At 69.1% G+C, this 24,845-nt stretch carries 23 protein-coding genes and 2 pseudogenes; 12 read left to right on the top strand and 13 right to left on the bottom strand.

The features are described 5' to 3' along the window. The first annotated feature begins 199 nt into the window (after window positions 1-199). Both IEY79_RS32970 and IEY79_RS32975 read left to right on the top strand, forming a co-directional pair. Window positions 200-1,150, top strand: coding sequence for a Dyp-type peroxidase (locus tag IEY79_RS32970; RefSeq protein ID WP_229701344.1), 951 nt, complete (start codon window positions 200-202; stop codon window positions 1,148-1,150). 1,256 nt (window positions 1,151-2,406) lie between these two features. Next, window positions 2,407-2,781, top strand: coding sequence for a hypothetical protein (locus IEY79_RS32975; RefSeq protein WP_189111313.1), 375 nt, complete (start codon window positions 2,407-2,409; stop codon window positions 2,779-2,781). A gap of 56 nt (window positions 2,782-2,837) precedes the next feature. Here IEY79_RS32975 and IEY79_RS32980 read toward each other — a convergent pair whose 3' ends face one another. The 3 genes from IEY79_RS32980 to IEY79_RS32990 all read right to left on the bottom strand — a co-directional run bounded on the left by IEY79_RS32980 (window position 2,838) and on the right by IEY79_RS32990 (window position 5,660). Next, window positions 2,838-3,317, bottom strand: a complete 480-nt coding sequence (locus IEY79_RS32980; RefSeq protein WP_189111314.1) for an SMI1/KNR4 family protein — start codon at window positions 3,315-3,317, stop codon at window positions 2,838-2,840. A 467-nt stretch (window positions 3,318-3,784) separates the two neighbouring features. Beyond that, window positions 3,785-5,005: a metallophosphoesterase gene (locus tag IEY79_RS32985; protein ID WP_189111315.1), complete on the bottom strand. Its 1,221-nt coding sequence runs from the start codon at window positions 5,003-5,005 to the stop codon at window positions 3,785-3,787. A 238-nt stretch (window positions 5,006-5,243) separates the two neighbouring features. Further along, complete coding sequence (locus IEY79_RS32990) at window positions 5,244-5,660, bottom strand: MarR family winged helix-turn-helix transcriptional regulator (RefSeq protein WP_189111316.1); 417 nt, start codon at window positions 5,658-5,660, stop codon at window positions 5,244-5,246. A 115-nt stretch (window positions 5,661-5,775) separates the two neighbouring features. Between IEY79_RS32990 and IEY79_RS32995 the strand changes: the two genes are divergently transcribed. Next, on the top strand, window positions 5,776-6,690 hold the full coding sequence (locus tag IEY79_RS32995; RefSeq protein WP_189111317.1) for an alpha/beta hydrolase: 915 nt from the start codon (window positions 5,776-5,778) through the stop codon (window positions 6,688-6,690). 174 nt (window positions 6,691-6,864) lie between these two features. On the opposite strand, the gene IEY79_RS33000 is transcribed toward IEY79_RS32995, so the two are convergent. Further along, entirely contained in the window at window positions 6,865-7,260 is a 396-nt protein-coding gene (locus IEY79_RS33000; protein ID WP_189111318.1) for a hypothetical protein, read from the bottom strand. 80 nt (window positions 7,261-7,340) lie between these two features. On the opposite strand from IEY79_RS33000, the gene IEY79_RS33005 reads away from it, so the two are divergent. The 4 genes and pseudogenes from IEY79_RS33005 (at window position 7,341) to IEY79_RS33020 (ending at window position 11,461) form a co-directional block, all read left to right on the top strand. Beyond that, complete coding sequence (locus IEY79_RS33005) at window positions 7,341-8,363, top strand: acyltransferase domain-containing protein (protein WP_268240652.1); 1,023 nt, start codon at window positions 7,341-7,343, stop codon at window positions 8,361-8,363. Window positions 8,364-8,387: 24 nt separating this feature from the next. After that, window positions 8,388-8,672: pseudogene (locus IEY79_RS33010) on the top strand (Lrp/AsnC ligand binding domain-containing protein); the annotation flags it as partial. Between the two features lie 225 nt (window positions 8,673-8,897). After that, entirely contained in the window at window positions 8,898-10,265 is a 1,368-nt protein-coding gene (locus tag IEY79_RS33015; RefSeq protein WP_229701339.1) for an amidohydrolase, read from the top strand. After that, complete coding sequence (locus tag IEY79_RS33020) at window positions 10,253-11,461, top strand: ArsR/SmtB family transcription factor (protein ID WP_189111319.1); 1,209 nt, start codon at window positions 10,253-10,255, stop codon at window positions 11,459-11,461. The genes IEY79_RS33015 and IEY79_RS33020 overlap by 13 nt, the downstream gene beginning before the upstream one ends. A 15-nt stretch (window positions 11,462-11,476) precedes the next feature. Here IEY79_RS33020 and IEY79_RS33025 read toward each other — a convergent pair. Beyond that, window positions 11,477-12,408 (bottom strand): IS5 family transposase gene (locus tag IEY79_RS33025; protein ID WP_373292673.1). Its coding sequence is split into 2 segments (ribosomal slippage): window positions 11,477-12,003 and window positions 12,003-12,408, totalling 933 coding nucleotides; the frame shifts between segments, so codons are not numbered across the junction. Window positions 12,409-12,835: 427 nt separating this feature from the next. Here IEY79_RS33025 and IEY79_RS33030 point away from each other — a divergent pair. Continuing rightward, window positions 12,836-13,228 (top strand): hypothetical protein, encoded by a 393-nt coding sequence (locus IEY79_RS33030; protein ID WP_189111320.1) that lies wholly within the window; start codon window positions 12,836-12,838, stop codon window positions 13,226-13,228. 185 nt (window positions 13,229-13,413) lie between these two features. Here IEY79_RS33030 and IEY79_RS33035 read toward each other — a convergent pair. The 5 genes and pseudogenes from IEY79_RS33035 to IEY79_RS33055 all read right to left on the bottom strand — a co-directional run. Beyond that, a pseudogene (locus IEY79_RS33035) lies at window positions 13,414-13,542 on the bottom strand (IS481 family transposase); the annotation flags it as partial. A gap of 287 nt (window positions 13,543-13,829) precedes the next feature. Continuing rightward, window positions 13,830-14,399 carry a dihydrofolate reductase family protein gene (locus IEY79_RS33040; RefSeq protein WP_189111321.1) on the bottom strand — a complete coding sequence of 190 codons (570 nt, stop codon included), beginning with the start codon at window positions 14,397-14,399 and terminating at the stop codon, window positions 13,830-13,832. Between the two features lie 212 nt (window positions 14,400-14,611). Then, the gene (locus IEY79_RS33045; protein WP_189111322.1) at window positions 14,612-15,664 is read right to left on the bottom strand and encodes a hypothetical protein; all 1,053 of its coding nucleotides are present in this window, start codon (window positions 15,662-15,664) and stop codon (window positions 14,612-14,614) included. 267 nt (window positions 15,665-15,931) lie between these two features. Beyond that, window positions 15,932-16,396, bottom strand: coding sequence for a GNAT family N-acetyltransferase (locus IEY79_RS33050; protein ID WP_189111323.1), 465 nt, complete (start codon window positions 16,394-16,396; stop codon window positions 15,932-15,934). 100 nt (window positions 16,397-16,496) lie between these two features. Continuing rightward, window positions 16,497-17,408 carry a helix-turn-helix domain-containing protein gene (locus tag IEY79_RS33055; RefSeq protein ID WP_189111324.1) on the bottom strand — a complete coding sequence of 304 codons (912 nt, stop codon included), beginning with the start codon at window positions 17,406-17,408 and terminating at the stop codon, window positions 16,497-16,499. Window positions 17,409-17,654: 246 nt separating this feature from the next. Here IEY79_RS33055 and IEY79_RS33060 point away from each other — a divergent pair, with 246 nt between their 5' ends. Beyond that, the gene (locus IEY79_RS33060; RefSeq protein ID WP_189111325.1) at window positions 17,655-18,578 is read left to right on the top strand and encodes an endo-beta-N-acetylglucosaminidase H; all 924 of its coding nucleotides are present in this window, start codon (window positions 17,655-17,657) and stop codon (window positions 18,576-18,578) included. 378 nt (window positions 18,579-18,956) lie between these two features. Here the strand turns inward: IEY79_RS33060 and IEY79_RS33065 are convergent, their stop codons facing one another. Beyond that, window positions 18,957-19,616: an SMI1/KNR4 family protein gene (locus IEY79_RS33065; protein WP_189111326.1), complete on the bottom strand. Its 660-nt coding sequence runs from the start codon at window positions 19,614-19,616 to the stop codon at window positions 18,957-18,959. A 143-nt stretch (window positions 19,617-19,759) separates the two neighbouring features. On the opposite strand from IEY79_RS33065, the gene IEY79_RS33070 reads away from it, so the two are divergent. Next, window positions 19,760-20,209 carry a DUF6228 family protein gene (locus tag IEY79_RS33070; protein WP_189111327.1) on the top strand — a complete coding sequence of 150 codons (450 nt, stop codon included), beginning with the start codon at window positions 19,760-19,762 and terminating at the stop codon, window positions 20,207-20,209. A gap of 133 nt (window positions 20,210-20,342) precedes the next feature. On the opposite strand, the gene IEY79_RS33075 is transcribed toward IEY79_RS33070, so the two are convergent. After that, window positions 20,343-20,669, bottom strand: a complete 327-nt coding sequence (locus IEY79_RS33075; RefSeq protein ID WP_189111328.1) for a hypothetical protein — start codon at window positions 20,667-20,669, stop codon at window positions 20,343-20,345. A 214-nt stretch (window positions 20,670-20,883) separates the two neighbouring features. Here IEY79_RS33075 and IEY79_RS33080 point away from each other — a divergent pair, with 214 nt between their 5' ends. After that, the gene (locus IEY79_RS33080) at window positions 20,884-21,957 is read left to right on the top strand and encodes an AraC family transcriptional regulator (RefSeq protein WP_189111329.1); all 1,074 of its coding nucleotides are present in this window, start codon (window positions 20,884-20,886) and stop codon (window positions 21,955-21,957) included. Window positions 21,958-21,964: 7 nt separating this feature from the next. Beyond that, window positions 21,965-23,311, top strand: a complete 1,347-nt coding sequence (locus IEY79_RS33085; RefSeq protein WP_229701340.1) for an MFS transporter — start codon at window positions 21,965-21,967, stop codon at window positions 23,309-23,311. Between the two features lie 280 nt (window positions 23,312-23,591). On the opposite strand, the gene IEY79_RS33090 is transcribed toward IEY79_RS33085, so the two are convergent. After that, complete coding sequence (locus IEY79_RS33090; protein WP_229701341.1) at window positions 23,592-24,500, bottom strand: immunity 49 family protein; 909 nt, start codon at window positions 24,498-24,500, stop codon at window positions 23,592-23,594. Window positions 24,501-24,845: the final 345 nt, after the last annotated feature.

Here is a 24,845-nt window from a genome sequence, read left to right on the forward strand (position 1 = left end):
ATGCGGCGGTTCGTCGCTCGTCAGGGTGATCACTACCGGGAGTGGGGGCTGTGTTGTGCGGCGTAGATCGTTGGTGGTTTCGGGGGCGGCGGTTGGACTCGGTGCCGTGGGCGCGGGTGCGGCCGCAGTGCGCTTGGGGGATCGCGTGTCGGAGACCGGTGAACGCTCCGGCGCGGTCGCCGATACCGTCTCTGCGCCGGTGCTGGGAGCGCACCAGCCAGAGAGCCGGGCGGGGGTTTTTGTCCTGGATCGGGACCAGTCGGAAGGGGAAGTCGGCCGTGCGGTAAGGGCGCTGGTCGAGGGGGCGCGGTCTGACGACGGGGGCGACACTCTAGTTGCGTTCGGGTTGGGGACGTCTCTCTTCGAGGGTGCGGGGTCGCGTGCGCCACGGCAGTTGAGGGTGATGCCGTCCTTCGCGGGTGATCTGCTCGATCCCGCACAGTCGCATGGTGATCTTCTTGTGCGGGTCGCGGGCGAGGACGCGGCGGCGGTGCGGAAGGCCGTGGCTGATGTCAAGGCCGTTGCCACCGAGGTCGGTTGGACCGTTCGTTGGGGCATCGATGGTTTCCGGGCCGACAATCGCGTCGAGGAGAGCCGGGCGCTCGCCCGTAACCCCTTCCACTTCACCGAAGGTTTCGGGAACCCGGAGACCGAGCGGGAGGTCGCCGACCGGGCCCTTGTCCGGGAGGGCCAGGGGGAACCCGCCTGGGCCGTCGGCGGGAGTTACCAAGTCGTGCGCGTCATACGCTTCGCGACCGAGTTGTGGGACAAGGACTCCGTCCCCGAGCAGGAGCGCATCATGGGCCGCCGGCGCGACGGGAAGTGGCTCGACGGGGCGTCCGTCGGCGAGGAGCCGAACTTCGCCGCCGACCCCAAAGGCCGGCAGACGCCACTCGACTCACACGTACGACTCGCCGCCCCCGACCGCCGCAACCCGCCCCCGATCGTGCGCCGCAGCTACAGCTACGACCGCGGCGACGGAGACGCCGGCATCATCTTCAACTGCTACCAGCGGGACCTGGCCAAGGGATTCGAGGCGGTCCAGAAACGCCTGGAGGGCGAGGCGCTGGCGAAGTACGTGCTGACCACCGGCGGCGGCTACTTCTTCGTCCCGCCGCCCGGCGACGCCTGGATCGACGCCCTCGGCTAGAGCTTGTGTATGAGTTCTTGCGATTGGCAGGCATTTCTCGTGCTTCTTCTCGCCGGTGAGTCCTGTGAAGCTGGCCGCCTGTTACACCCCGGCCTGTGCCCAGGGTGTGTGAGAGGCGGGCGGGGCTGGGGTCCAGTGGATTTCTTCGTTGTCATGGCTGAACTGCCATTGGGTGATGATGCGGGTAAGTACCAGTTGGTCGAGTGTCTGCGCCGGGCTGTGAGGGGGCGAGGCCGCAGGCACGGTACAGACGGTCGGTATCGGTGCTGGACTGCGCCGCCCCGGACGAGTGGTGAGCGCTGAGGGCCAGGTGGGTGAGGCGTGCTGCAGGTGACTGGGTGCTCAGGCGCGGTGATGCGATGACGTGCAGTGGGTGTCAGTGGGCGTAGCCAGCGGGCCGCGTCCAGTTCTTGCCACGGCGAGGGGTTGTGGAGCAGGAGCATGCCGCGCAGGAGCCCAGCGGGTGGGTAGGGCCTGTCCGTGCCTGTCGGTGCGACGTCCCGGAAGAGCTGCCGGATTTGGCGGACCGGGAGGCGAACGCGTCGTGCCGGGTCTGCTCGGGCTCGGCGTGCCTATCCGTGGCCAGCGCGGCCTACTGGACTGCCTCGGGCCGACGCCCGCCGCCTGCGCGGGAACTGGCGGGTCGTCGGCTTGGATTCTGCAGCGGTCTGCCGGCCTCGGCGGGCGCTTCGGTTCCCGCGCGGGTGGTGTCCAGCCCTGTTCGAGAACGAGATCAAGCACCGCCTGCCAGTCATCCACCGAAGCGTCAGGAACACATACGTCCGGCAGCGACCCCATCACCTCGGGGTCGAAGACCCATCTGACGTCATTCGACAGCTGATCAGTCACGACGCCATCCTGCCCTCCGGACTGCCCTGCACCGACGTGCTTTCCTGGACGAACCGACAGGGACGCACTGGCGAAGTTCATGCCCTGGCGATAGTTTCCGGAGCAACACCCAGGACGAGCTTCTGCAGCGCGTCCTGGGCCGGACCGAAGGTCGCGACCCACGTCTCGACCAGATAGACCTTGTTGTTCTGATCGATGCCGAGGAGGAGCCGGCCTTTGTCGAGTCAATCGGCAAGAGATCGCGTCCGATCGTCTGACTCCACTCAGCAAAGCGGCTCTCCTCGCCGACGAGGCACTCGGCGCCGAAGTTAAAGGGCGACCTGACGCCCAAGCCGGACAAGCCGACCCCGAAGGACAGGCCGTCCTGTGACGAGTACGCCTTCAACGCCACGTACGAGTCCGGTGGCATGCCCAAGACGCCCGACGGCAACGCCAACCCGTACCTCGTCAACAGCGGTGAGGAGTGCGTGCAGACCTACGAGGGCCTGAGCGACGACGGCACGCTGCACCTCCGCGACGACGGGCGTTATCCCGAACCGGACTGGACGAAGGCCAAGTGCGGGCGGTCGTCCATGTCGCTGGAGGTCAATTCCGGGGCGATGCGCCTGTTCGGCCAGTTCTCGTCGTGGAACCGACTGCTGGACGCCGACGGCTACTACGTCTGGACGGGCCTGACGGCCGCCGGATGCAACTGGCTTGCGGAGAAGGTCATCTGCGACGCGTGGGCCGACGGCTTCCCCGAATGGGGTCAGTCGGCAAAGCTCAGCCCGCCGCGCCGCTGACACCCCGAGAACAGCGATCCGACAACTACCGTCCCGCCCGTTGCGGGATCAGTTCCTCAACGGGCGGGATTCGTTCGGCGCCGTCGGTGGAGTGCTTGAAGTTCGTCGGCCACCTCGGTCAGGTACCCGGTCAGGGTGCTGCCTCCGTCGTAAAGGTGGGAGACATCCTGCCGGTTCCACGACCCGGTCAACCCCGTCGCGGCGTCGATGAAAGTCCCACAGAACGGGTCGTCAGGTTCGTCGGCGGTGAACGGGATCCATGCCGTCTCCCAGACCCCGGGGTGATTCAGCAAGTCGTAGGCATCCAGAGCCTGGCGCACTCCGAGCAGCACCTCGCCCTCGGGCGTCAACGGCCCGAGCGGCCCTGCGCACCGCCGCCACAGCGTACGAAGGTCGACCGGGAGGTGGAAACCGAGCTCGGCCTCAGCCCCGGCGATCAGCTCGTTGGAGGCGCCGGGAACTATCGGGGTGGTCGGAGAGTGGAGTCTCAGCCAGGACTCGATGCGTTCCCATGCCGCGATCACATCGTTGTTCATGTGCGCAGGCTATAGACAGGCAAGGTATCTGACCTGCGGCGCGGCATCTTTCTGACCGGCCCGGCGGTCGCGGACGGGCTGTACATGCAGTGCGGCGGTATTGAGCTGGGGGGCCGTACCGAAGACGCCGGTGAAGACCCGTGGCCGTGAGCGCGCGGTCGCCCAGGCCGCGAAGGCGGTGAAGCCCGTCCCCTCGGGGGCTGTGGACAACTCGCCTGAAGGTAACCGCAGTTCAGGGTTGGGTGAGCCCCCATTCTCCTGGTCGGGGCCATCCCCGCACGCGCGGGGATGGTTCGCACCGGGCCGCCCACACAGGGGGCGCGCCGGGTGGCACCGCTCACCCGGCCTCGGATCGGGGTGGCACGGTGAACGACTCTCCCGAACAGGAGGCCGCACCGCGCCGCCCCCACCCCGATTGAAGCCGAAAGGGCCAGAGCCGGCTTTGATGCCTCGTGATGTGGCTGAGGCTAGGGCGAGGTGGTGGGATGCGGGGAGCGGAGTACGAGCAGGGTGATCTCGCTGGGGGCGAAGACGCGGAACGGCGGGCCCCAGAAGCCGGTGCCGCGGCTGGTGTAGAGAAGCGTGCGGGCGCCGTGACGGCTGAGCCCGGCGAGGGCGGGCTGGTCGAGGCGGACCAAGTGGTGGAAGGGCCAGATCTGGCCGCCATGGGTGTGTCCGGAGAGCTGGAGGTCGACACCGCCCGCCACAGCCCGGTCGACGAACGTGGGCTGGTGGGCCAGGAGCAGGACGGGCAGATCGGGGTCGGCGCCCTCCAGGGCTCCGGCGAGGTGGGCTCGGTGTCCGGCCAGGCCGGAGGACTCGGCGGTGACGTCGTCCACGCCGGCCACCACGAGGGTGTCGCCGCCACGTTCGAGCAGGAGATGGCGGTTGCGCAGCGGCTCCCAGCCGAGCTCCTCCATCAGGTCGACCCAGCCCTGGGCCTCGCTGTAGTACTCGTGGTTCCCGGTGACGTACACACGGTCCCGGGTTGCCCGCACGGTGCCGAGTGGCAGGGCCTGGGCGCGGCGGCGCTCGGCGGTGCCGTCCGCGATGTCGCCGGTGTGGCAGACCAGGTCGGCTTCCAGAGTGTTCACCGTCTCGCACACCCTCGCCGACCAGCGAGCGCGATCGAGCGGGCCGTAGTGGGTGTCAGTGATGAGGACGACCCGGAGGCCGTCCAACCCGGCACCCAGCCGCGGGAGTCGTACGTCGAGCCGGCGCACGCGCGGCACGCGACGGGCCTCGGCGTACCCCCAGCCGAGCAGTACGGCGCTGACGGCGAGGACGGCCCAGGTGACGGTCCGGGCCCGGTCCTGCCCCTCGCCGACCTCGGCCACGGTCAGGAAGAGCCGCAAGAGGCCGCCGATCAGAACGGACCAGGTGAACAGAACCCAACTGGTGCCCAGCAGGGTGTCACCTACGATCGCCGCCCGATCCTGCTGGCGACGGCCGTGGCCGCGCGCCATCGCGAGCGGCATACCGACGAGACCGAGGACGAACAGAGCGGTGCCGATGAGCGTGACCGGCAGCGGCCAGTGCTGGCCGGTGTGCAGGAGCACCCAGCAGGGCACGGCCCAGAGCAGGATGGGGGCGATCAGAGGGATGTAGCGCATCACGCGGCGCAGTCGGCTCCGCCGCGGCGCTCGCGCTTCGCCCTCGGCGGGCCGGGTATCGCTGGTGTCGGTCACGCTTCGCCTCCTGACCAGGCTGCCGTCTCGCGCACTGTATCCGGCCGCCTTGGGCCGACCGGACCGGCGTTCATAGGCTCGGCCCCCCTTAGGGCGTAGAGCCCAACCACACGCCCCTATCGCTACGTCCTGGCCGCCGAACGCGAGGAACGCGCCCGCATCCGAAGCGAGATCCGCCGGGGCGGCCGCCGACGGGCAAGGCATTCACCGGGAAGGCCAACCGCCCTTCATCCTGGCCTCATTCCGGGGTCTTGAGCATCTCCAGAAGGATGCGCTGCAGTTCGGTGCGGTCCTGCGGGGTGATCCTCGCCAGCCTGCGGTCGAACTCCGCCGCGAGCGCGGAGAGCGCGCGGTCCCGCGCCGCCTGGCCCTCGGCAGTCAGGATGAGCCGATGCCGCCGCAGGTCCTCGTCGTCGATCTCGCGCCGCATGAACCCCTTTGCGACGAGGTTGCGGACGTAGACCGTCACGCTCGCTTTAGGGATCATCAGCGCCGCCGCGAGTTCGGCAGGGTACGGCGACGCGGCCACCTCTGCCAGCACGAAGAACTCCTTCGTCTCCAGCCCAAGTTGGGCCAGTTCAGCGCTGCAGGCATCCATCACGACGCTCAGCAGACGCTGGTTCAGCGTCCACAGCTGCGCCCCGTCAACCGCCACGCAAGCCCCTCCATCCATCCAGATGGTACAGTTTAGAATTAGTTTGAAACTGTACTAGAAGATGTCTCGTACTGAACGGCTATGGTTCAAACTCCGCCGTGAAAGGCGTCATCGGATGCTTCAGCACATCATGATCCCGCGTGGACCGATCGATCTCGCGGCCGACCTCTACCTGCCCGACAACATCGACGATGCGACGCCGCTGCGCGCCGTGGTGCTCTCCACGCCCGGCAGCAGCGTGAAGGAGCAGATCGGCGCCAACTACGCGTCCCGCCTCGCCGCACGGGGCATCGCGGCGCTCGTGTTCGACCCCGCCCATCAAGGGCAGAGCGGCGGAGAACCCCGCGACCTCGAAGACCCCTACCGCCGCGGTGAGGACATTTCCTACGCCATCGACGCGCTCAGCACGATCCCCGGCATCGCCCCGGAACGCATCGGCGTCCTCGGCATCTGCGCCGGCGGAGGCTACGCGGTGCACACCGCCCGCACAGACCATCGCATCAAGGCGGTCGGCACGGTCGTCCCAGGCAACATGGGCACGTCGTTCCGCGGCTTCCAGCCGGATGGCGCGGCGGCCGCACTCGACACCATGGCCGACGCGCGCATCGAAGAGACCCGCTCCGGCGAGCTGACCCGCGTGAACTGGCTGCCCGACACCTTGGAAGAAGCCACAGCGGTCGGGTTGACCGATATCGACACGACCCAGGCAGTCACCTACTACCGCACCGAGCGGGCCAGGAACGAACACTCCACCAACCGCCGCCTCTCGCGCGGCGACTCGCTGCTGCTGGGCTACGACGCGTACCACCTGGTCGACCAGCTCATGACGCAGCCGCTGCAGGTCGTCCTCGCCGGACGCATCGGCAACACCGGCTCCTACGAGTCCGGCATGCGGCTGTGGAAGCTGGCACCCAACCCGGTCGACCTCATGGTGATCGACGGCGCGGGCCATTACGAGATGTACGACGAGCCCGAGTACGTCGACGCCGCCGTAGACCGGCTCGGCAACTTTTACCTGAACAACCTGTAAATCAACCACCCGGTGAACCTATGCGGTCACGGCACTGGGTTCGTCTCGTTGAGGGTTGAGCGGGGTGGGGATGGCCGAGATGCCGGTCAGGCCCGAGTTCAGCGGCCGCAAGAACGGCCACCGAGGGTCCCATGCCGTCAGCCATCTGGTCCGAAGCCATCAGCTTCGGCGTCGTCACTTCTCTGAACCGAGGGCTTCTTCGGAAGCCGCTCTGCGTCGACGAGGCTGCCGGCCGGCCGGCGGCTGGCTGACGCTCGGCCCGCCGGTGTGCGGCGTTTGGACGTAGCCGTCGGCCGGTACGGGCAGCGCGTCGATGCAGGCCGCCGAACAGGCGTTGACCAGCAGTGGCAGGACGTCAGCTCCCGAGGTCCACAGTGAGATCCAGACCTGACGGAGGTTCACACCCTGGATGTGCTGGTCACAGACGCTGCACGTGCGGATCGCCGCGGCACCCCATACACCGGGGTCGAGGTTTTCGAGGTCGGAATCTTGGAGGCCGCCCGCCGTGGCCGGCAGCGGAGGAAACGGCGGCCGCACCTTGTAATTGCCGTAGAGGGCACGGGTGCTCACCGTGCTGTGTCGCAGGCCGGGGCACCGGGTGATCTCGTACGGTCGTCAACGCGCTGCACTGGTCAGCGGCGCGGGAGGACCTGCCGCCCGCGGACTTTCTCGCGGGCCACAGCCTCGGCGAGTACAGCGCACTGTTCGCGGCCAGCGCCTTCGACTTCGAAACCGGCCTGACGCTGGTGCGACGCCGCGCGGAACTGATGAGCCAGGTCAGCGGCGGTGCGATGGCCGCGGTCGTCGGTGTCTCCGAGCAGATCGTCGAGGAGACCCTGAGGCAGCACGATGCCACCGGCGTCGTCATCGCCAATTACAACGCGCCCGAGCAGTTCGTGCTCTCCGGCAGCCGCGAGGAACTGGCGCGGATCAAGCCGGTCTTCGAGAAGGTGGAGGGTGTCCGGGGCTTCGTCCCGGTCCGGGTCAGCGGACGCTTCCACGCGCCGGCGATGGCCCCGGCCGCCGCGCGCTTCCGCTTCCTGCTGGCCTCGGTCGACGTGGGTGAACTGCGGACACCGGTCATCTCCAACGTGACCGGCCGGCCGTTCGGCCCCGATGCGCGGGAAGTCCGCGAACTGCTCGCCGAGCAGATCGCCAAGCCCGTCCGCTGGACCGACTGCATCCGGTATCTGCGGGACGCGGGCGTGTCGGTCTTCACGGAACTGAGCGAATCGAAGGTGCTCACCTCGCTCATCGACCGGATCACCGCCGCGCGGGAGCCCGCGCCCGACCCACGCCGAGACCTGATCGAGCGCATCAAACGCGAGATCCTCCAGCCGGAGATCGGCGACGAGGCGCTGGGCTTCGACGACGACGCGTCGTTCCGGCAGCTCGGCCTGAACTCCATCATCTACGTGCGCCTGGCCCGCCGGGTCGGGACGGTCCTCGGCGTTCCGATCAAGCCGGACGTCATCTTCCAGCACCGTTCCTGCGCCGCCCTGGCGGACCACCTCCTGACCCGCGACGACATCGCCCAAGCGCCGGCACCCGAGGCCCCACCCGCGCCTTTGCGCGAATACCAAGACGAACGGGTGACGGCCCTGCTGCGCGACTGCGCGAACGGGACCCTCAGCGTGGACCGGACCGTCGAGGCGATCCGCGCCCTCGCGTGACGAGCGCCGAACGCGCCACTACTTGGGTACGCCGTGCTGGCGGTGGTGCGGCTGAAGTACCCGGGGAACCGGCACGAACCGCTGCGCAGGCTGCTCGGGGAGCGCCCGGAGATCCTGGAGTGTCTGCGCACCACCGGGGACGACTGCTACGTCCTGAAGGTGGCGGCCACGTCGATGGCCCACCTCGAAGAGATTGTCGATGCGCTGGCCGAGTTCGGAAGCACGACCACCAACCTCGTCCTCAGCTGGACCCTGCGGTCCCGCGGCCCGCGAGAACCTCGGGCGACTGCTGAGTCCGCTGCTCTCTGAGCAACCACCCGGCCGACGTGCCTCAACGCCTCAACGCCTCAACGCCTTTACCCCGGTGCCGGACGGGGTGGCCCGGGGCGTGGGTGGGTTACCTGGGGCGCGGTAATCCGGGGCCGGGCGGACACGGCCGGACGCACGCTCGTGGTGGCCGGCCACGCAGCCCCGTGGGCGGTCCGTCGCCGCGAACCCACGCGGTGCGCGCTCTCCCGTACGACAGGAGCCCCCATGTCCGGAACGCCCACCGGCAGTACGCCCCCACGCGTCGCGTCGCCCACGGCCACCCCGTCCTTGACGCGCGTCATGGACGAAATGACCGCGCTGCAGCCCCGTATGGAAGAGGTCAGCCGTGCCATCCACGCGCGGCCGGAGCTGAAGTTCGGCGAGTACCACGCCGTGGAGGTGCTGACCGGGTGGCTCGCGGAGGCCGGCTTCGCGGTCGGGACGGGGGCGGGCGGGGTGGAGACCGCGTTCGTGGCCGAGCACGCGGGGGGTGCGCCCGGTCCGTACGTGGCTGTGCTCGCCGAGTACGACGCGCTGCCCGGCGTCGGCCACGGCTGCGGCCACAATCTCATCGCGGCGGGCGGCGCGGCCGCCGCGATCGCCGCCGTCCGCGCGCTGCCCGGCCACCCGGGGACGATCGCCGTCATCGGCACGCCGGGTGAGGAGATGGGTGGCGCGGGCAAGGTCCTGCTGGCCGATGCCGGGGTCTTCGACGGTGTCGACGCGGCGGTGATGTTCCATCCGGCGGACCGCTCGGCGACCACGCAGAGGGCGTTGGCCGCCGCGCACCTTCGGGCGGACTTCGTCGGCGTGAGCGCGCACGCCGCGAGGACCCCCTGGGAGGGCAGAAGCGCGCTGGCCGCGGCGCAGCTGTTCCTCAACGCACTTGATTCGATGCGGCAGTTCATACCGCCGACCGCCCGGCTCCACGGGATCGTCTCGGACGGCGGGCAGGCCCCGAACGTGGTGCCCGCGCGGGCGGCCGTGGACTTCTACGTACGGGACGGCACGACGGCCGCCACCGAGGCGCTGGTCGAACGGGTCCGCGCGGCGGCGCGGGGCGCGGCGCTCGCCACCGGGACGGAGGCGGCGGTCACGGAGACCGGGCCCCTGTACGCGGAGCGCCGCGACAACCGTGTGCTCGCCGCCCGATTCGGCGCCACGGTGCGGGCGTTGGGCGTGGACATCGGGCCCGGCGCACCGGACGAACCGGCCGGTTCGTCGGACATCGGCAACCTCTCCCACCTGCTTCCGGTCATCCATCCGTACATGCAGACCGCCGCGTTCGGTACGCCCAGCCACTCCCACGCCATGCGGGACGCGTCGGCGACGGTTTTCGCGCACGACCGCACGCGGACGGCGGCCACGGGGCTGGCCCGGGTCGTGACGGATCTGGTCTCGGATCCGGAGTTCCTGGCGGCGGCGCGGGCGGAGTTCGAGGCGGCGACGCGGGCGGAAGGGAAGGAGCCAGGGGCGGCGGGGGACATCGATGCCGGGAGCGACGCGGCCGGGAGTGACGCGGGGTTCGTCGCCGCCGGGGACACGAGCGGCCGCCCGGACGGCGCTCGTACACTCCCGTCATGTCGGTCGTAGTCGTGCTGGAGGGGGCTGGGCCGGGCCGTTTCACGGTCGCGGTGTCGCCCCTCGCCGAACTGGCCGCGAGTCTGCATGTGCTGACCGGCCACGGGCGCGGGCACCACGCGGAACACGCGCCCTGGGCCCAGGAGGTGGCACGCGCGGCGCCGGCGGCCTTCCGGGCCGGTCTGCGCCGGTTCTCTCCGCTGTGGACGGCACTGCGGTGGCGGGGGTTCTACACGGGGCTGGAGAGGCCGGAGGGGATGCCGGCCCCGCGGCCGGGACCCGGTCCGTCCCCGGGCGTCCGCGCTCCGTCGGCCACTTCGCCACCGGCAGGCCCACCACCGGCAGGCCCGTCACCGACGACCCCCTCCGTCTCCGCCCCGTCCGGCCCGCCCGCCGCCATGTCCCCGCTGTCGCGCCTGCCTGTCGAGCGTTTCGCCGAACTCACCGCGTACTCCTGCGCCAGCGGCTACAACGGTTACGCCTTCGACCGCGTCCTCCACGACCCCGCCCAAGCCGCGGCCCTGCGCCACGCCGCCTCCGGGCTCCCCGAACCGCACCTCGAACTCGCCGAGGCGCTGCTGCGTGACCCTGAAGCGCTGCGGGCCGACGTGCTCACCTTCCTCCGCCTGTGCCACTCCGTCTTCTTCACCGCGCTGTGGGCCGAGACCGGACCCCATCTGGCACGCGCCGCCCACCGCGTACGGCAGCGGCTCGCGGACGACGGCCCGGCGGCGGCGCTGGCGGCGCTCAGCCCCTCCAGCGTCCGGCTCGCCGACCCGCCGCGTGTTGTCTTCGACAAGGTGCACCACGCGGTGATCACTCCGGCCCGCACCCCGGTGCTCCTCATCCCCACCCGTTACGGCGCCCCGCATCTGGTCGTGAAGAACGAGCCGGGCCTGCCGCCGGTCGTGCACTTCCCGGTGGACGCGCCGGTGGTGGGGGTCACCCTGGCCCGGAGCCGGATGCTCGCGCTGACCGATCCGAGGCGGGTACGCCTCTGCCGACTGATCGCCCGCCAGTCGATGACCACGGCGGACCTGGCCCACCGGCTGTCGATGACGCGCCCGCAGGTGTCGCGCCATCTTCGCGCGTTGCGCGACCTGGGCCTCGTCCGTACGGAACGCAACGGCCGCTACGTGCTCTACGGGCTGGACCTCGGCGCGGTCGAACGCATCGGCAGGGACGTCGCGACGGCGTTGCAGTACTAGGGCCTGTTTCTCGGATCATGTGCGGAGCCAGATAGCGAGGGCGGCGAGGGTGACGGTGCCGAGGTAGATGTAGGCGCGTTTCTCGTAGCGGGTTGCGACGGCGCGGAAGCCTTTGAGGCGGTTGATGGTGCGTTCGACGGTGTTGCGTTTCTTGTAGCGCTCGTTGTCGAAGCTGGTGGGTCGGCCGCCTTGTGATCCCCGGTTCTTGCGGTGTCTTTGCTGGTCAAGGCGTTCTGGGATGGTGTGTGGGATCCCGCGTCGTCGCAGGTAGCGGCGGTTGCTGCGGGATGTGTAGGCCTTGTCCGCCAGGACCCGGCCGGGTCTGGTCCGGGGTCGGCCGACTCCGTTTCGGGGTACCGAGACCTCTTCCAGTACGCGCTCGAGCTGGGGTCCGTCGCCGTAGTGTCCGGGTGTCAGGACGAAGGCGAGGGGCCGGCATCGTCCGTCGGCGGCGAGGTGAATTCTGGTGGTGAATCCGCCGCGGGAGCGGCCCAGACACTCGCCGATCTGACCACCTCCTCCAGCCGGACGACGAGTTTCCGCAGTACCGGATCGACCTGGTTCGTCCCTCGAACATTCCCCCTTTGAGGCGACGCGTCCGGCGGTGCCTTCCTCGCGCCGGCAGCGTGCTGGTGGGCTCGTACCGCTGTCGAGTCCACCGATACGTCCCAGTCGATTCGGCCCGCAGCGTCCTCGGCAGCCTGAATCCGCGACAGGAGCATCGCCCAGGTCCCGTCGGCCGACCAGCGGCGATGCCGCTTGTAGACTGTTTCCCACGGCCCGAACCGCTCCGGCAGATCTCTCCACTGAACGCCCGTCCGGACCCGGTAGAGCACTCCGTTGATCACCCGGCGGTGATCACTCCACCGCCCACCACGGGCACCACCAGGAGGTAAGAACGACTCCAGCCGATCCCACTCCGCATTGGTCAGATCTCCACGCCCCATACCAACAGCCTGACCCCAACACCCCACTCATGTCGGGAGATCCGAGAAACAGTGCCTAGGGCGCGTATTTGGTCGTGATCAAGGAGCGGTCCGGGTGAGGTCCTTGATCCAGATCATCGAGGCTCGAAGGTGGTAGGCCACCCGCCCGGACAGGTGGCCCGGGCGGTGACGGGGCACCGCTGCCACCGGCCGGCGACACGCACCTCCAGGGCGGGTTGGTCCGGGTACCGCTAGACGTGCGTCACCGGCGGCCGCCCGCCCTCCGGCCGCCACGGCCGTCGGCTCCGTGCCCGTGGGCGGAGTCAAGATCGGCACGGGAGTGGCGTCGGCGGGTGGAAGAGGAGATTCGAATTCCGAGAAGAAACGGGCCACTTCCGTGGCTGAGAAAATCCTTCTGAGTCGATTATTCCGCCATCAGAATTTCCTTATGAATACGATCAAGCGAATTGCTACCGTCGGTATGGCCGGCGCCGCACTTGCCGTCGCCGCTCTGGCCACGGCGCCCACGGCAACGGCCGACTCGTACAACGGGTGTGTATATCCCCGAGTCTGCTTCTACCTCACCAACAGCAACTGGAACAGCGGCAGTCCTACCGCCGCGTACCAGGACGTCACTGGCTCCTACCAGAACCTCGGCGCCAACAGCCGCGGCGCGGACTGGGTGCACAACACCCGCAACGACGACCGGGCCTACCTGCGCTACATCAACAACAGCACCGGAGCGACCCAGTACGTCTGTGTCCCGCCGAACCACTCCATCAACTTCGTTTCGGCCTACACCGTGACCGGTATCAGGATCGATACGGCGGCCACCTGCTGACCCGTCCGACCCGTATTTCCGGGCGAGGAAATTCCGGATCCGTATCGGCATTCCCCCTCACTCACACAGTTTCTCAGGACTGGAGTCGGAAATCGCAGCCTCTGGAGGTCTGACCGAGATACGGGTCAAAGGGGCAACGAGATGATCTCGAACCACTGACGGCTTTCCGCAGCGCCGAGATTGGTGCGGCTTGGTCGAGATGGCGCGACCTGGAACCGCTCCGCGGCCCGGCGCAGAAGCCATCCGTCATCAACTACGCAGCGGGCCGGCCGCAGACGTCCGGTCTCGGTCAGAGGCGCATCACGGTGGGGCATGAGGGCCTTCCGGGCTGGTGCAGACGTCGCAATCCCCACCGGACCCGAAAGGCCCTCACTCGTTCAAGATCCCCAGATGGTGATCACTGTCACCGCACCCAACCCCCGTGGACAGAACACCTCGGGCCACGTCAGGCAACGTTCGCCCTGTCCGCTACCGGCACCTCGGGGCGATGTCCCCCTTCGATATGTCCGCGCGTTCGGGGGCACGGCCAGCGCGCGTCCGACGTGACCCCGAGCCGTCGTTCCATCGCGAGGGAGCGGCCAACGTGCCGGGATAAATCACGTCAAGCCGTAACTCGCGTGGGCCGGTAGCGCTGGGCGACCGCCCCCGACCGGAACTCATGACGGTCCACGGGGTCGAGCTGGATGCGCTCGCGCAGACCGGCGAGCAACGTTGGCCCGTGTCCGGCAAGGACCGGCTGCACAAGGAACTCGTACTCGTCGATCAGTCCCAGATCCGCCAACGCCAGAGGGAGCGTCACGCCACCCACCCACAGGCCCTCGCCTGACTCCTGCTTGAGCCGCTGAACCGCCTGCCCCACGTCGCCTCGCACCAGCTCGGCATTCCAGTCGACCCCGCTCAGCGTGCTCGACACGACGTACTTCTTCGCCCGGTCGATGGCCTCGGCGAACGGGATCTCCCACTCATCCATCCAGTCGGGCCACGTACCCGTGGCCGGCTTCCGCCACGCCGACTCCATCATCTCGTAGGTCACCCGGCCGAACAGCAGGGCATCGGCTCGCTCCATCTCAGTGGTCCAGTAGCGCATCGACTCCTCGTCCGGGGGGAGCCCTGCCTCGTGATGGCAGCAGCCATCGAGCGTGACGTTGATCGAGTATCGAAGTGGTCTCATCCCGTTGCTCTCCCTTGATGCGCGCAGCGCGTTCTCACTGGACCGTACTTAGACGACTGTCGGCGCCATTTCTCATCGGCGCCCGATCCCACCCACTCAACACCGTTGTGATGAGAACCAGACCGGGGGCGTTCGCATCCCACACCTCGTGTCGAGACCGACCGGAGTATGGGTATCGGGTTGGGCGGGGGCGCGTCATCGGCTACGCGTTCCTAGGCGTCGGCCGGGCGGGCTTTGCGGACCGTCGCCTCGCGGATCGAGCCGTAGTACCGCTCGCCGTAATAGGTCCACGGCAGGGCGTTCACATAGCCGTCCACCAGCCGGAACTGTTCCAGTGCCGCGTCGTAACGGCCCTGCTGGAACAGGAAGTACGCGAGCAGATGGCGCAGTTCCGCGAGGTGCGGGTGCTCGCGCGGGGCGGCCGCGGCGTCGACGAGGGCCGCGTCGACGAGCGACGTCAGCTCGGGGCTCCGGTACGCCGACGCCTTCACCGTGGTGTTGAGACGGGCTTCGAACCACGCGATGAGCGGGAACGCCGACATGAGGCTTCCCGGTGGTGCGTCCGCCGCCGCGTGCGCCGCGAACGCGTGGGCCAGTTCGTCGGATCCCCGCCACTTCGCGCACCAGTACTGCAGCGCGCTGAAGTGGGCCTGGAAGTGGTGTGGGGCGCGGGCCGTGATCTCTGCCCACAGTTGGTCCATGTCCGCGTGCGGGTAGCCGAGGCCGAGCGCCGTCCAGATCTCGGTGATGTACGGAGTCGGGTCGTGCGGGTTCAGCGTGGCGGCCCGCACGATGTCTTCGCGTGAGCGGGCCAGAGTCCGATGAAAGCCGTCGAACTGCTTGCGGCTGGTGCGCGACGCGGCGGCGTCACCACGTATCCGCCACGCCATGTTCACCGTGGCGCGAGCTCGTACGACCGCCGCGCCAGGGTCGTCGTGGCGGGCCTTCTCCCAGGCGAGGAGCCAGCCGTCGTCCGCCGCCGCGATGCCGCCGAGTATCTCCGCGTACATCGAGCGGCGTTCCCAGTCCGTACCGGTGCCCGCCAGAAGATCGGCGGCAGCCCGCCAGTCACCCGACCGGGTTCCCGTGAGGGCGGCCTCCAGTTCGGGCTCCGGGCGCGCGGCCAGCTCTTTGTTCAGCTGGGTGACCGGAAGTAAACCGAGTCTGGTGGAGCGTGCGGACTGTCTGGGATTACCGGAGGCGATCACGGAGTCGTGGCGACGAGTCTTGAACCAGTAGTAGATACAGACGGCTCCAACGATCATGGGGAGATACCGGAGCATGAGGTCCTCTCGGTGGCGAATCGAGGGGACGGGCGTCCACCGGGCGCCTTCTCTCCCCACGACAGACGGCCATCTCCCCGGGAAGGGAGATGGAAGGTGTGGGGGAAGGGTGACTGTGAGGGGGCGAGTATCCCGTACTGTGCGACCTTGCCGCAATGGATCTAGGTGGTACCGGTGTGGATCAGACCGGACGGTGAGCGACCTGGACTGCCGCGACACCCTGGGGTGTTGGCCCGACCGGTCGACTCGTCAGCCTGCGATCGGCAGGTCTCGGAGGAAGACGGCCATCGCCCGGCCGGGGCCGTTGTAGTCGTCGACGATCTTCGTGTCGAAGCCGAGGCTGCGATGGAAGGCGATCGATCCGGTGTTCTCGACCGACGTGATCGCCTTCAGCCGCCGTGCACCGTCACGTTCCGCTGATTCGGCGAACGCCGTGTACAGACGGCGCCCGAGACCGGTGCCACGGGCGTCGTCCCGCGTGGCGATCAGATGCACGTATCCGGTGCCGTCCGGGGTGACGAAGCCGAAGACGTAGCCACGGATTCCGTCCTCGGCCCGGGCAACCAAGCAGGTGGAACCGAACTCCTGCACCAGCGCCAGAAGGTGCAGCGACCGAAGGTCGCGTTCGCCCCAGTAACGGGAGTGATCAGCCAGGACCTGGTGGAAGTCGGCCACCTGGGCCGGTGCGATGTGTATCCCCATGACGGGAATCATGGCAGGAGCCTCGACCGTTACAGGCGAAGGTCCGCACGGGTCCGGGTCACGGGTCACGGGATCGCGCACCAGGGCAGCGTGGCCGGCCGGGCCTGACCGGTCAGGCCCGACCCGCGGCGCGCAGGGCGCGCGCCAGCCACTCCAGCTCCTCGGTCGCGTCGGGCGACGATTCCTGCCCGCGCACGCGGGCGACGAGCCTGCGGTAGCGCTCCGCGCCCGCCTCGATCCCGGCCTCCAGGCCGCGCAGCACGGCGGCCCGATCGGCGTCGCCGAACAGCTCGGTCAGCTTTTCGGCCGCCTCCGGGTCCTCGGGGTCGACCCCGCGTTTCCTGACCTCCGCGACGGTCTGCACGACCTGCCTGGCCCACCAGATGGACGCGCCGGCGGGACGACTCTGCCCCGGTGCGGGTGTGTTGAGCTCCATCCAGGTGCGCAGCCGGGCGCGAAAGCCGGGGTCCCGTACCAGTTCGGCCAGTTCGATCCAGGCGTCGACCTGCTCAGCGGTGGGATCGTCGGGCAGGTCGATGCTCAACGTGCGTATGCGGTCGCGCAGCCGCGGCTCGACGTCGAGACCACCGAACACCTCCTCTTTGAACTCGTCGATGATCTGCTTGCGTTCGGCGGCGGAAAGCCGCGCCAACCGGTTCATCAGTGCTGTCTCCTCAGTGGTGGAACCACGTGTGGCCACGGTGGACAGAACGGCCCGGCTCACCTTGAGCGAGCGGATCTGCGCGTCGAGGGCGGCCACGTGCGCGTCGGCGACCTCCGCGACCGTGGCCCGACCGCTCAGCACCCGTGCCACGTCGTCGAGCCCGAGGCCCAACTCCCGCAGGGTGCGGACCAGTTCGACACGGGCGACGGACTCGGCGTCGTACAGCCGGTAGCCGCCGGCGGAGCGGGCCACGGGCGGCACCACTCCCTCGTCCGACCAGAAGCGCAGGGTACGCACCGGAAGTCCGGTGCGCTGCGCGAGGCGGCCGATGGTGAGCACGTCGGGACGTTCGTCGTTCATGGGGGAGATCCTGGACCCTCCAGCCGCTGGAGACTCAAGTCGCTTCCGTATGACATCCATACGCGTCGGCTCGATGCGTCAACTCCCTTGTGAAAGTGCTGAGTTGAGGTGAAACATGCGTGGGAGTCGTGAGAGTTCGTGCGACATTCTCGGGATTCGGCCAGGGGAGCGGAAAACTCGGAAGGCTCACTCGGCGCTCTCGCAGCAGGCCGGGCGCCGACCCGTGCGATGGGAGACCGATCAACGATGTTCACTCTGGTACGGAGCAGAGTGCGGACGGCCGCGCTCGCGCTCTCGGCCGTCGCGGCCCTCGCCTTCGGTACGACCGGCACCACCGGCGCGGCAGCGGCACCCGCTCCCGCTCTCGCGAAACAGGGACCGGCCTCGGTGGCGTACGTCGAGGTGAACAACAACAGCATGCTCAACGTCGGCAAATACACCCTCGCCAACGGCGGCGGCAACGTCTTCGACGTCGCCGTGATCTTCGCGGCGAACATCAACTACGACACGGGCTCGAAGACGGCGTATCTGCACTTCAACGAGAACGTGCAGCGCGTCCTCGACAACGCCGCCACAGAGATACGGCCGTTGCAGCAGAAGGGCATCAAGGTCGTCCTGTCGGTGCTCGGCAACCACCAGGGCGCGGGCTTCGCCAACTTCCCGACCCAGCAGGCGGCTTCGGCGTTCGCGAAGCAGATGTCGGACGCCGTGGCCAGGTACGGTCTCGACGGCATCGACTTCGACGACGAGTACGCCCAGTACGGCAACAACGGCACCGGCCAGCCCAACGCCAGCTCGTTCGTGCACCTGGTGACGGCGCTGCGCGCGAACATGCCGAACAAGATCATCAGCCTCTACAACATCGGCCCGGCCGCGTCGCGGCTCTCCTACGGCGGTGTCGACCTCTCGTCCGAGTTCGACTACGCCTGGAACCCGTACTACGGCAGCTGGCAGGTCCCCGGAATCGCGCTGCCCAAGTCGAAGCTGTCGCCGGCGGCCGTCGAGATCGGCCGGACCTCGCAGAGCACGGCCGCCGACCTCGCCCGCCGCACCGTCAGCGAGGGATACGGCGTCTATCTGACGTACAACCTCGACGGTGCCGATCGCAGCGCCGACGTCTCCGCGTTCACCAGGCAGTTGTACGGCAGTGACGCCGTCTACACACGGTAGGGCGACCGCACACCCCGGCGCTCGGGGCGTGCGGCGCTGTCGACGACGAGGACGCCACTCGGTGATACCTGGACGCCGAAATGACGCTCCCCGCAGCGTCTCGACGCCCATCTGACGTGCTTTGTCGTCCTGTTGGCCGCCCGCTGGCAAGGACCAGGCCGCCCGGACCTCGGCCGCGATCCCGGGGGATCGTCCCGTCGATCGCCCGGGGGCCGGCCTGGTACGGGGGAGGCGGCCAGGGCGTGTTTCAGAAGTCCCGTCCACGCCACTTCTGAAACACGCCCCAGGGTGGCCAAATGAACACGCCCGCCGAGCGGATCGCCCTCGACCTGGTCGACGCGCACATGGAGGCACTGCTGTCCCGTGCGCCACCAGATGTCACATCCTGTCGGGCCGCGCTGGTGGTCGGGGCAGCCCGATGGGGGCTGCCCACAGCGGGTGACCGTTGAGCTCCTCGCAGCCGTCCTCGTCCCACCACATCCCACCTTCCGTGGTGAGGTAGGGGCGCAGCCCGCGGACGTCTCCGCCCTCGTGGAGCGCCTGAGCGACCGCGTGGAGAAGGCTCGCCAGATCAGGCCAGGAATCGGTGAAGTCACCACCACCACTGTTGCCTGCCCACCCCAGGCGCCCGGCGTCCGGACCAGGACGCTGGTCGACCACCTGCGCCGCGCCATCGGCACTCTCAGCCCAGGGAACCCAGAGCGGGTGCCACCAGGGCTCGTCTTCCCAGGGCCGCGGGGAAAGGCCGTCATTCTCCGCCGCGACGGCCATGCAGGTCTCCCAATGGTCCACGATGCCGCTCACCGGGAGCGGGGACTGCTCCGGCAAGATGGTCGTCCAGGAGCTCACGCCGTCGTGGCATCGCAGAGACTCAGCGAGATCACCGGGCAGCGGGGTGCCAAGAACGCGTTCGGCCCGCAGAAGCTGGTCCGGTGTCACCGGTGGGTTGAGGAGCGCGAAATCGGAGGCCAGATGGGTCGCCAGCCAGGCATCGATCCGGCGCCAGGACTCCGACGGAGACAAGATCCGCTGTGTCATGGCGCCATCCTGCCCCCACACCTCCGACAGGGCGGATCGGCCACCGGCCGCGAACGAGCAGTTCGCGGTGCCATGATCCGCGGCCGGCTGCCCGGTCCGGAATCCCGGTGACGGTTGGCGCCGGCTCACCTACAGTTCAGCGGATGAGCACTCGCGACACCGGCCTCGACGAGGTGACCGAGGTGGTCGTCCACTCCCAGGACAACCCCGCGGTCACGGTGAGGTTCTGTGATCGTTTCCGCCCGGACGAAGACGCCGTGCACTACGCCGTTGAGGCACGTGCGCCCGGGCTCGATGTCCGAGTCTCCGAAGTCGTCGCATGGATCTGGGACGCGGACCTGGTGCCCTTCCTGGAGGAGCTGGCCCGGGACTTTCGAGGGTGGGACGGAGAGCGCGTCTGGCAGAACTGCGATCACGACCTCACCCTCGGAGCGGTCTTCCGGTCGGGCGGGCATGTCGGGTTGACCTGGACTCTTCGGCCCTGGCCGACTGCCGCCGGTGGCTGGGAAAGTTCCGTCACCACGTGGCTGGAAGCGGGCGAGCGGATGTCCGCCCTCGCCGCCGATCTCCGCCAATTCCTGCACGAGAATTGAGTGATCGTGATTGACCCGTCGACGAATGAGTGTCTCTATATCTGGGGGATCTTCACGAGCACCTGGCGCGGGCCCTGGGTGGATGGCCACAGGACCTGTGACTACGAGAACTCGCCAGGGCGTCGACGAACGGCTAGGAAGGTCCCGGATTCTCTTCCTGCTCAGGCCCGCCCAATTCGGCACGCAACCGATCGGGCCAGTCTTCGTGAGCCAACTCGGCCGCGACCAGGAGGTCGCGCCAGTCGCTCAAGGCGAGTCTGACGGCCTCATGAAATCGACCGATGCTCCTGTCGGTGAGCAGCACAATCGCAGCTTGCAGGCGCTCACCTGCGAAGTGCTCCGCTTCATGGCCTGCTTTGCTCGGTAGCTCGTCAAGCATCCGCATGATCTCTGCCGCCGAGCCCGGCCCGGGGAAGTCATGCCGGATCCGTCGTTCGAGTCTCTCGCTGAGCGGCGGCACCGTGCAGATCCTCCTATCGTGTCCGAACCAGCAGTTCTTGGCCCCACGATCCGCCGGACTCCTGGTCATTCGATACCCCCGCGGTGGTAGTACCCGCACTCCCATGCCCGTGCGACCCGGCCGAGGCCGGACGCACCAGCTGAGTAGTGCGTGTTTATTCACTCTCGTTACGCTGCTGAACAAGACAACGTCGCGAAGCAGCACGGGGGCTGTGATGATCGAAACGGTGTTCCGGACCTCTGATGTTCCTCGGGAGGACAGGTTCGACCTGTGGCGTGAGCAGATGGCTAACGCCATGGCTCCGATGGAGATGACAACTGATCGGCCCGACCGGTTCGAGGCGGAGGCGAACCTGCGGATGCTGGGCGAAGTAACCGTCTGGCCAGGCAAGTCCAAGCCCATGAGCTTCCGGCGGACTCCCCGACTCATCCGGCAGTCCGATCCGGAGATCTGCCACCTGACACTCATGCTGGCCGGCGGAATCGGAATAACCCAAAGAGGCCGGAGCGGATTTCACGGCCCGCTGGAGATGTACACCGTCAGCACCTCGGAGCCTTTCGACTGTGCCAATGAAGAGCGCAGCCGGGTGGTGGCGCTCGAAGTTCCCCGAAGACTCCTGCCCCTTCCGGACAACAAGGTGCGGCGACTGGCGACCCGGCGGTTACCGGGGCGGGAAGGGCCGGGCGCGCTGTTGGCCGGGACCCTCATCCGCTTGGCGAGGCAGGACATCGGCTCCTTCCGCCCGTCGGACGGGCCCCGCCTGGAACCGGTGGTGGTCGACCTGCTCGCCGCGACCCTGGCGCACCACCTGGACGCCGACGACGAACTCCCGCCGGAGACCCGCACCCGCGCCCTCGCACTGCGGATCCAGACCTTCGTCCGTCACCACCTCCACGACCCCGGCCTCACCCCGCGCTCGATCGCCGCGGCCCACCACATCTCCGTGAGCCACCTGCACACCGTCTTCCGCACCCTCGGCCACCACACCACCCTGGCGGCCTGGATCCGCGAGCAGCGCCTGGAACGCACCCGCCGGCTCCTGGCCGACCCCGCCCAGCACACCACCCCGGTCCACCACATCGCCGCCCGCTGCGGCTTCACCGACGCGGCCGTCTTCTCCCGCACCTTCCGCGCCGCCTTCGGCCTCCCGCCCCGCGACTACCGCCACCACGCTCTGAACTCGGACGGCGCGTCAACTCCCGCCGATCGTCCCTCCCGTAAGCAGCTTCCGGAGCCGATCCCAGATGGCGACAAAACCGGTTGGCAGGAAGCGTCGGCCCGGGGATAGTCCGGGAGTGACCCCTGCCGCCGAAGCCGACACCGGCCCGCGACGCCCGCGACGCGCCCACCGCCCCCACCGCCCCGCGTGGGCCGGACGCAACTACACCCTCCTGACCGCCGCGGCCATCGCCACCAATCTGGGCAGCCAGGGCGCGCTGATCGCGTCGGCGTTCGCGGTGCTGGAGTCCGGCGGCGACGCGGGCGACGTGGGGCTCGTGGCGGCGGCCCGTACGATTCCGCTCGTTCTCTTCCTCCTGGTAGGCGGCGCGCTGGCGGACCGGCTGCCCCGGCACCGGGTGATGGTCGCCGCCAACGCCGTCAACTGCGTCTCGCAGGCCACCTTCGCCGCCCTGGTCATCACGGGCGACGCGCGGATGTGGCAGATGATGGCGCTGGCCGCACTGGGCGGTACGGGCCACGCCTTCTTCAGCCCGGCCTCCGAGGGCATGCTGATGTCCAGCGTCGACAGCGAACAGGCGGGCCGCGCCTTCGCCCTCTACCGGATGTCGATGCACGGCGCCGGGATCGGGGGAGCCGCCCTGGGCGGGGCGCTCGTCGCGGTCATCGGCCCCGGCTGGGTGCTGGCCGTCGACGCCGCCGCCTTCCTGGTGGCCGGGGCGCTGCGCGCCTTCCTCGATGTGAGCCATATCCCGGCCCGGGAGCCAGGCGGCGGGATGGTCGCCGATCTGCGCGACGGCTGGCGCGAGTTCATCGGCAGACCGTGGCTCTGGGCGATCGTCGTCCAGTTCGCGGTGGTCAACGCGGTTGTCGTGGCGGCCCAGTCGGTGTACGGACCGCTGATCGCCCGCGACGAGTTGGGCGGGGCGGGCCCCTGGGGCGTGGCACTCGCCGCGTTCGGCGCGGGCACCGTGGGCGGCGCGCTGGTGATGATGCGCTGGAAGCCGCGGCGGCTGCTGCTCGCGGGCACGCTCTGCGTCTTTCCGCTCGCCCTGCCGGCCGCCGGGCTCGCGGTGCCGCTGCCGGGCGCGGGGCTGGCGGTGGTGATGTTCCTGACGGGGCTGTCGGTCGAGGTCTTCGGGGTGTCCTGGATGACCGCGCTGCATCAGGAGATCGCCGAGGAGAAACTCTCCCGGGTCTCCGCGTACGACATGCTCGGCTCGATCGGGATGATTCCGGTGGCCACCGCGCTCGCCGGACCCGCGGAGAGTGCCTTCGGGCGTACGTACGCGCTGTGGGGCTGCTCGGCGCTGGTCGTCCTGCTGACGGCCGCGGTCCTGGCCGTTCCGGACGTACGCCGGCTGAAGCGCCGGTCGACCGTCGCGCCGACGGGGACGCGGGACGGCGAGGAGACCGTCACCGTGCCGTCCGACGCCGAAGGCGCCGTCGGACGGGCGGGGTGACGGCCCGGAACCGCTGTCCCGTACCGGGCTCGGGCCTCCTGGACGCCTTCCTCGTAGTCGCGCCGACCCGCCCGAGCCACGCCCCCCGACGGGGACAGGCCGCGTTGACGCAGAGCCGACCGGTCAACTCCCGCCACCTCCCGGCACCCCGTACAGCTTCAGGAACGCCCCCCACCCCGCCCTTCACATGCTCAGCTCCGCGGTCGCGGCACCGCAAGCTCGTCCACCGGGTCCACAGCGTCCACCGGGTCCAGTCGCACTCCGCCGTTCCGCCGGGCGTTCACTCCTGCGCGGCGCGCACCAGACCTTCGGGCAGATAGGCGGACCGGGTGCCCAACTGCCAGCCGTGCGCGAGACAGGCGAGGGCGGCCAACGTGATGGCCCCCACCGGCAGCAGACTCCGGGCAGCCGGATCCGCGCCGACGCTCTCGCGATGCGCGACGAGTCGTTCCTGAAGAGCCCGCTCGAACGCGGCCTGGTCGTCGTCGAGCAGGACGCGCAGCAGCCGCTGGTCCGGAGTCAGCGTGCCGGCGGTGTCGAGCTGCTCGGCCGTACGCGCCCGCTCGGCGGTGTCCGGCTTGGCCAGCGGCACCGGGCCGGGGAGCGCGCCTGGATAGGGGCCCTGGACGACGGTCAGATAGCCGCACAGCGCGTCCATCTCCGCGAGGTCGGCCGGGTCGGACACCGACTCCCGCTTCGAGTACGGAACGCCGTCACGGATGGCGGGCGCGTAGTCCTCGCGCAGCAGAGGGCCGATCACCCGGCTCCGCTCCCGTATCAATCCGCTGATCACGGACCACGCGAAAGCGTCCGTCCATGTCCGCGCCGAGGTGACCGGATCGACCGGCTCCGAGCTCTCCTCGTAGTGCAGCTCCTCGTTGCTCAGCGTGTCAGCGGCGAGGGGGAGAGGCACCGTGAAGTCCCCGTCAGGGAAACACGCGAGGCTCAGCACGCCCATGGCGCACTCCGCGGCTGTGAGGACCGCGACTCGCGCGTCGGGTGTACGCAGGTCGGGGTCGGACACGGTACGCGCGGCGATGTGGTCGGCCAGTTCTCCGCCGAGTTCCCTGAGCCCTTGCCGGAGCGGCTTGTCGCCGTCGCGCATCTCGTAACACCGGCCGAAGGCCCGGCCCCGCATGTCCGCGAGAGCCTGCTCGATCCGCTGTTCCGCGACTGTGTGACGCGTCACTTCCTTGATCATCATGTCGACCATCCTGCCAGTGCCCACTGACAGCGCGGTCCCTGCCCGGTGTTCTGCCGGGCCGCGCTCCGGACCGCGGGAACAACTGGGAAAAGAAATCTTCCGGGTGGTGTCGAGAACGTGTCGTCGGCTCCGACGTCCTGTGTGAGAGAGAGTCCTGACCCCGCGTCCGCGGGATCGAACTGAGGGAGACAGCCATGACCACCACCGGTTTCGACTACACGGTCACCCGCACCCTGGAGGCCCCGGTCGCCCAGGTCTGGGTCGCCTGGACCCGTGCTGATCAGTACGGGCAGTGGGCCCACGCCGAGGAGGTCGCCCTCGATGTCCGGC

This window comes from Streptomyces camponoticapitis (assembly GCF_014646115.1).
Taxonomy (GTDB): Bacteria; Actinomycetota; Actinomycetes; order Streptomycetales; family Streptomycetaceae; genus Streptomyces; species Streptomyces camponoticapitis.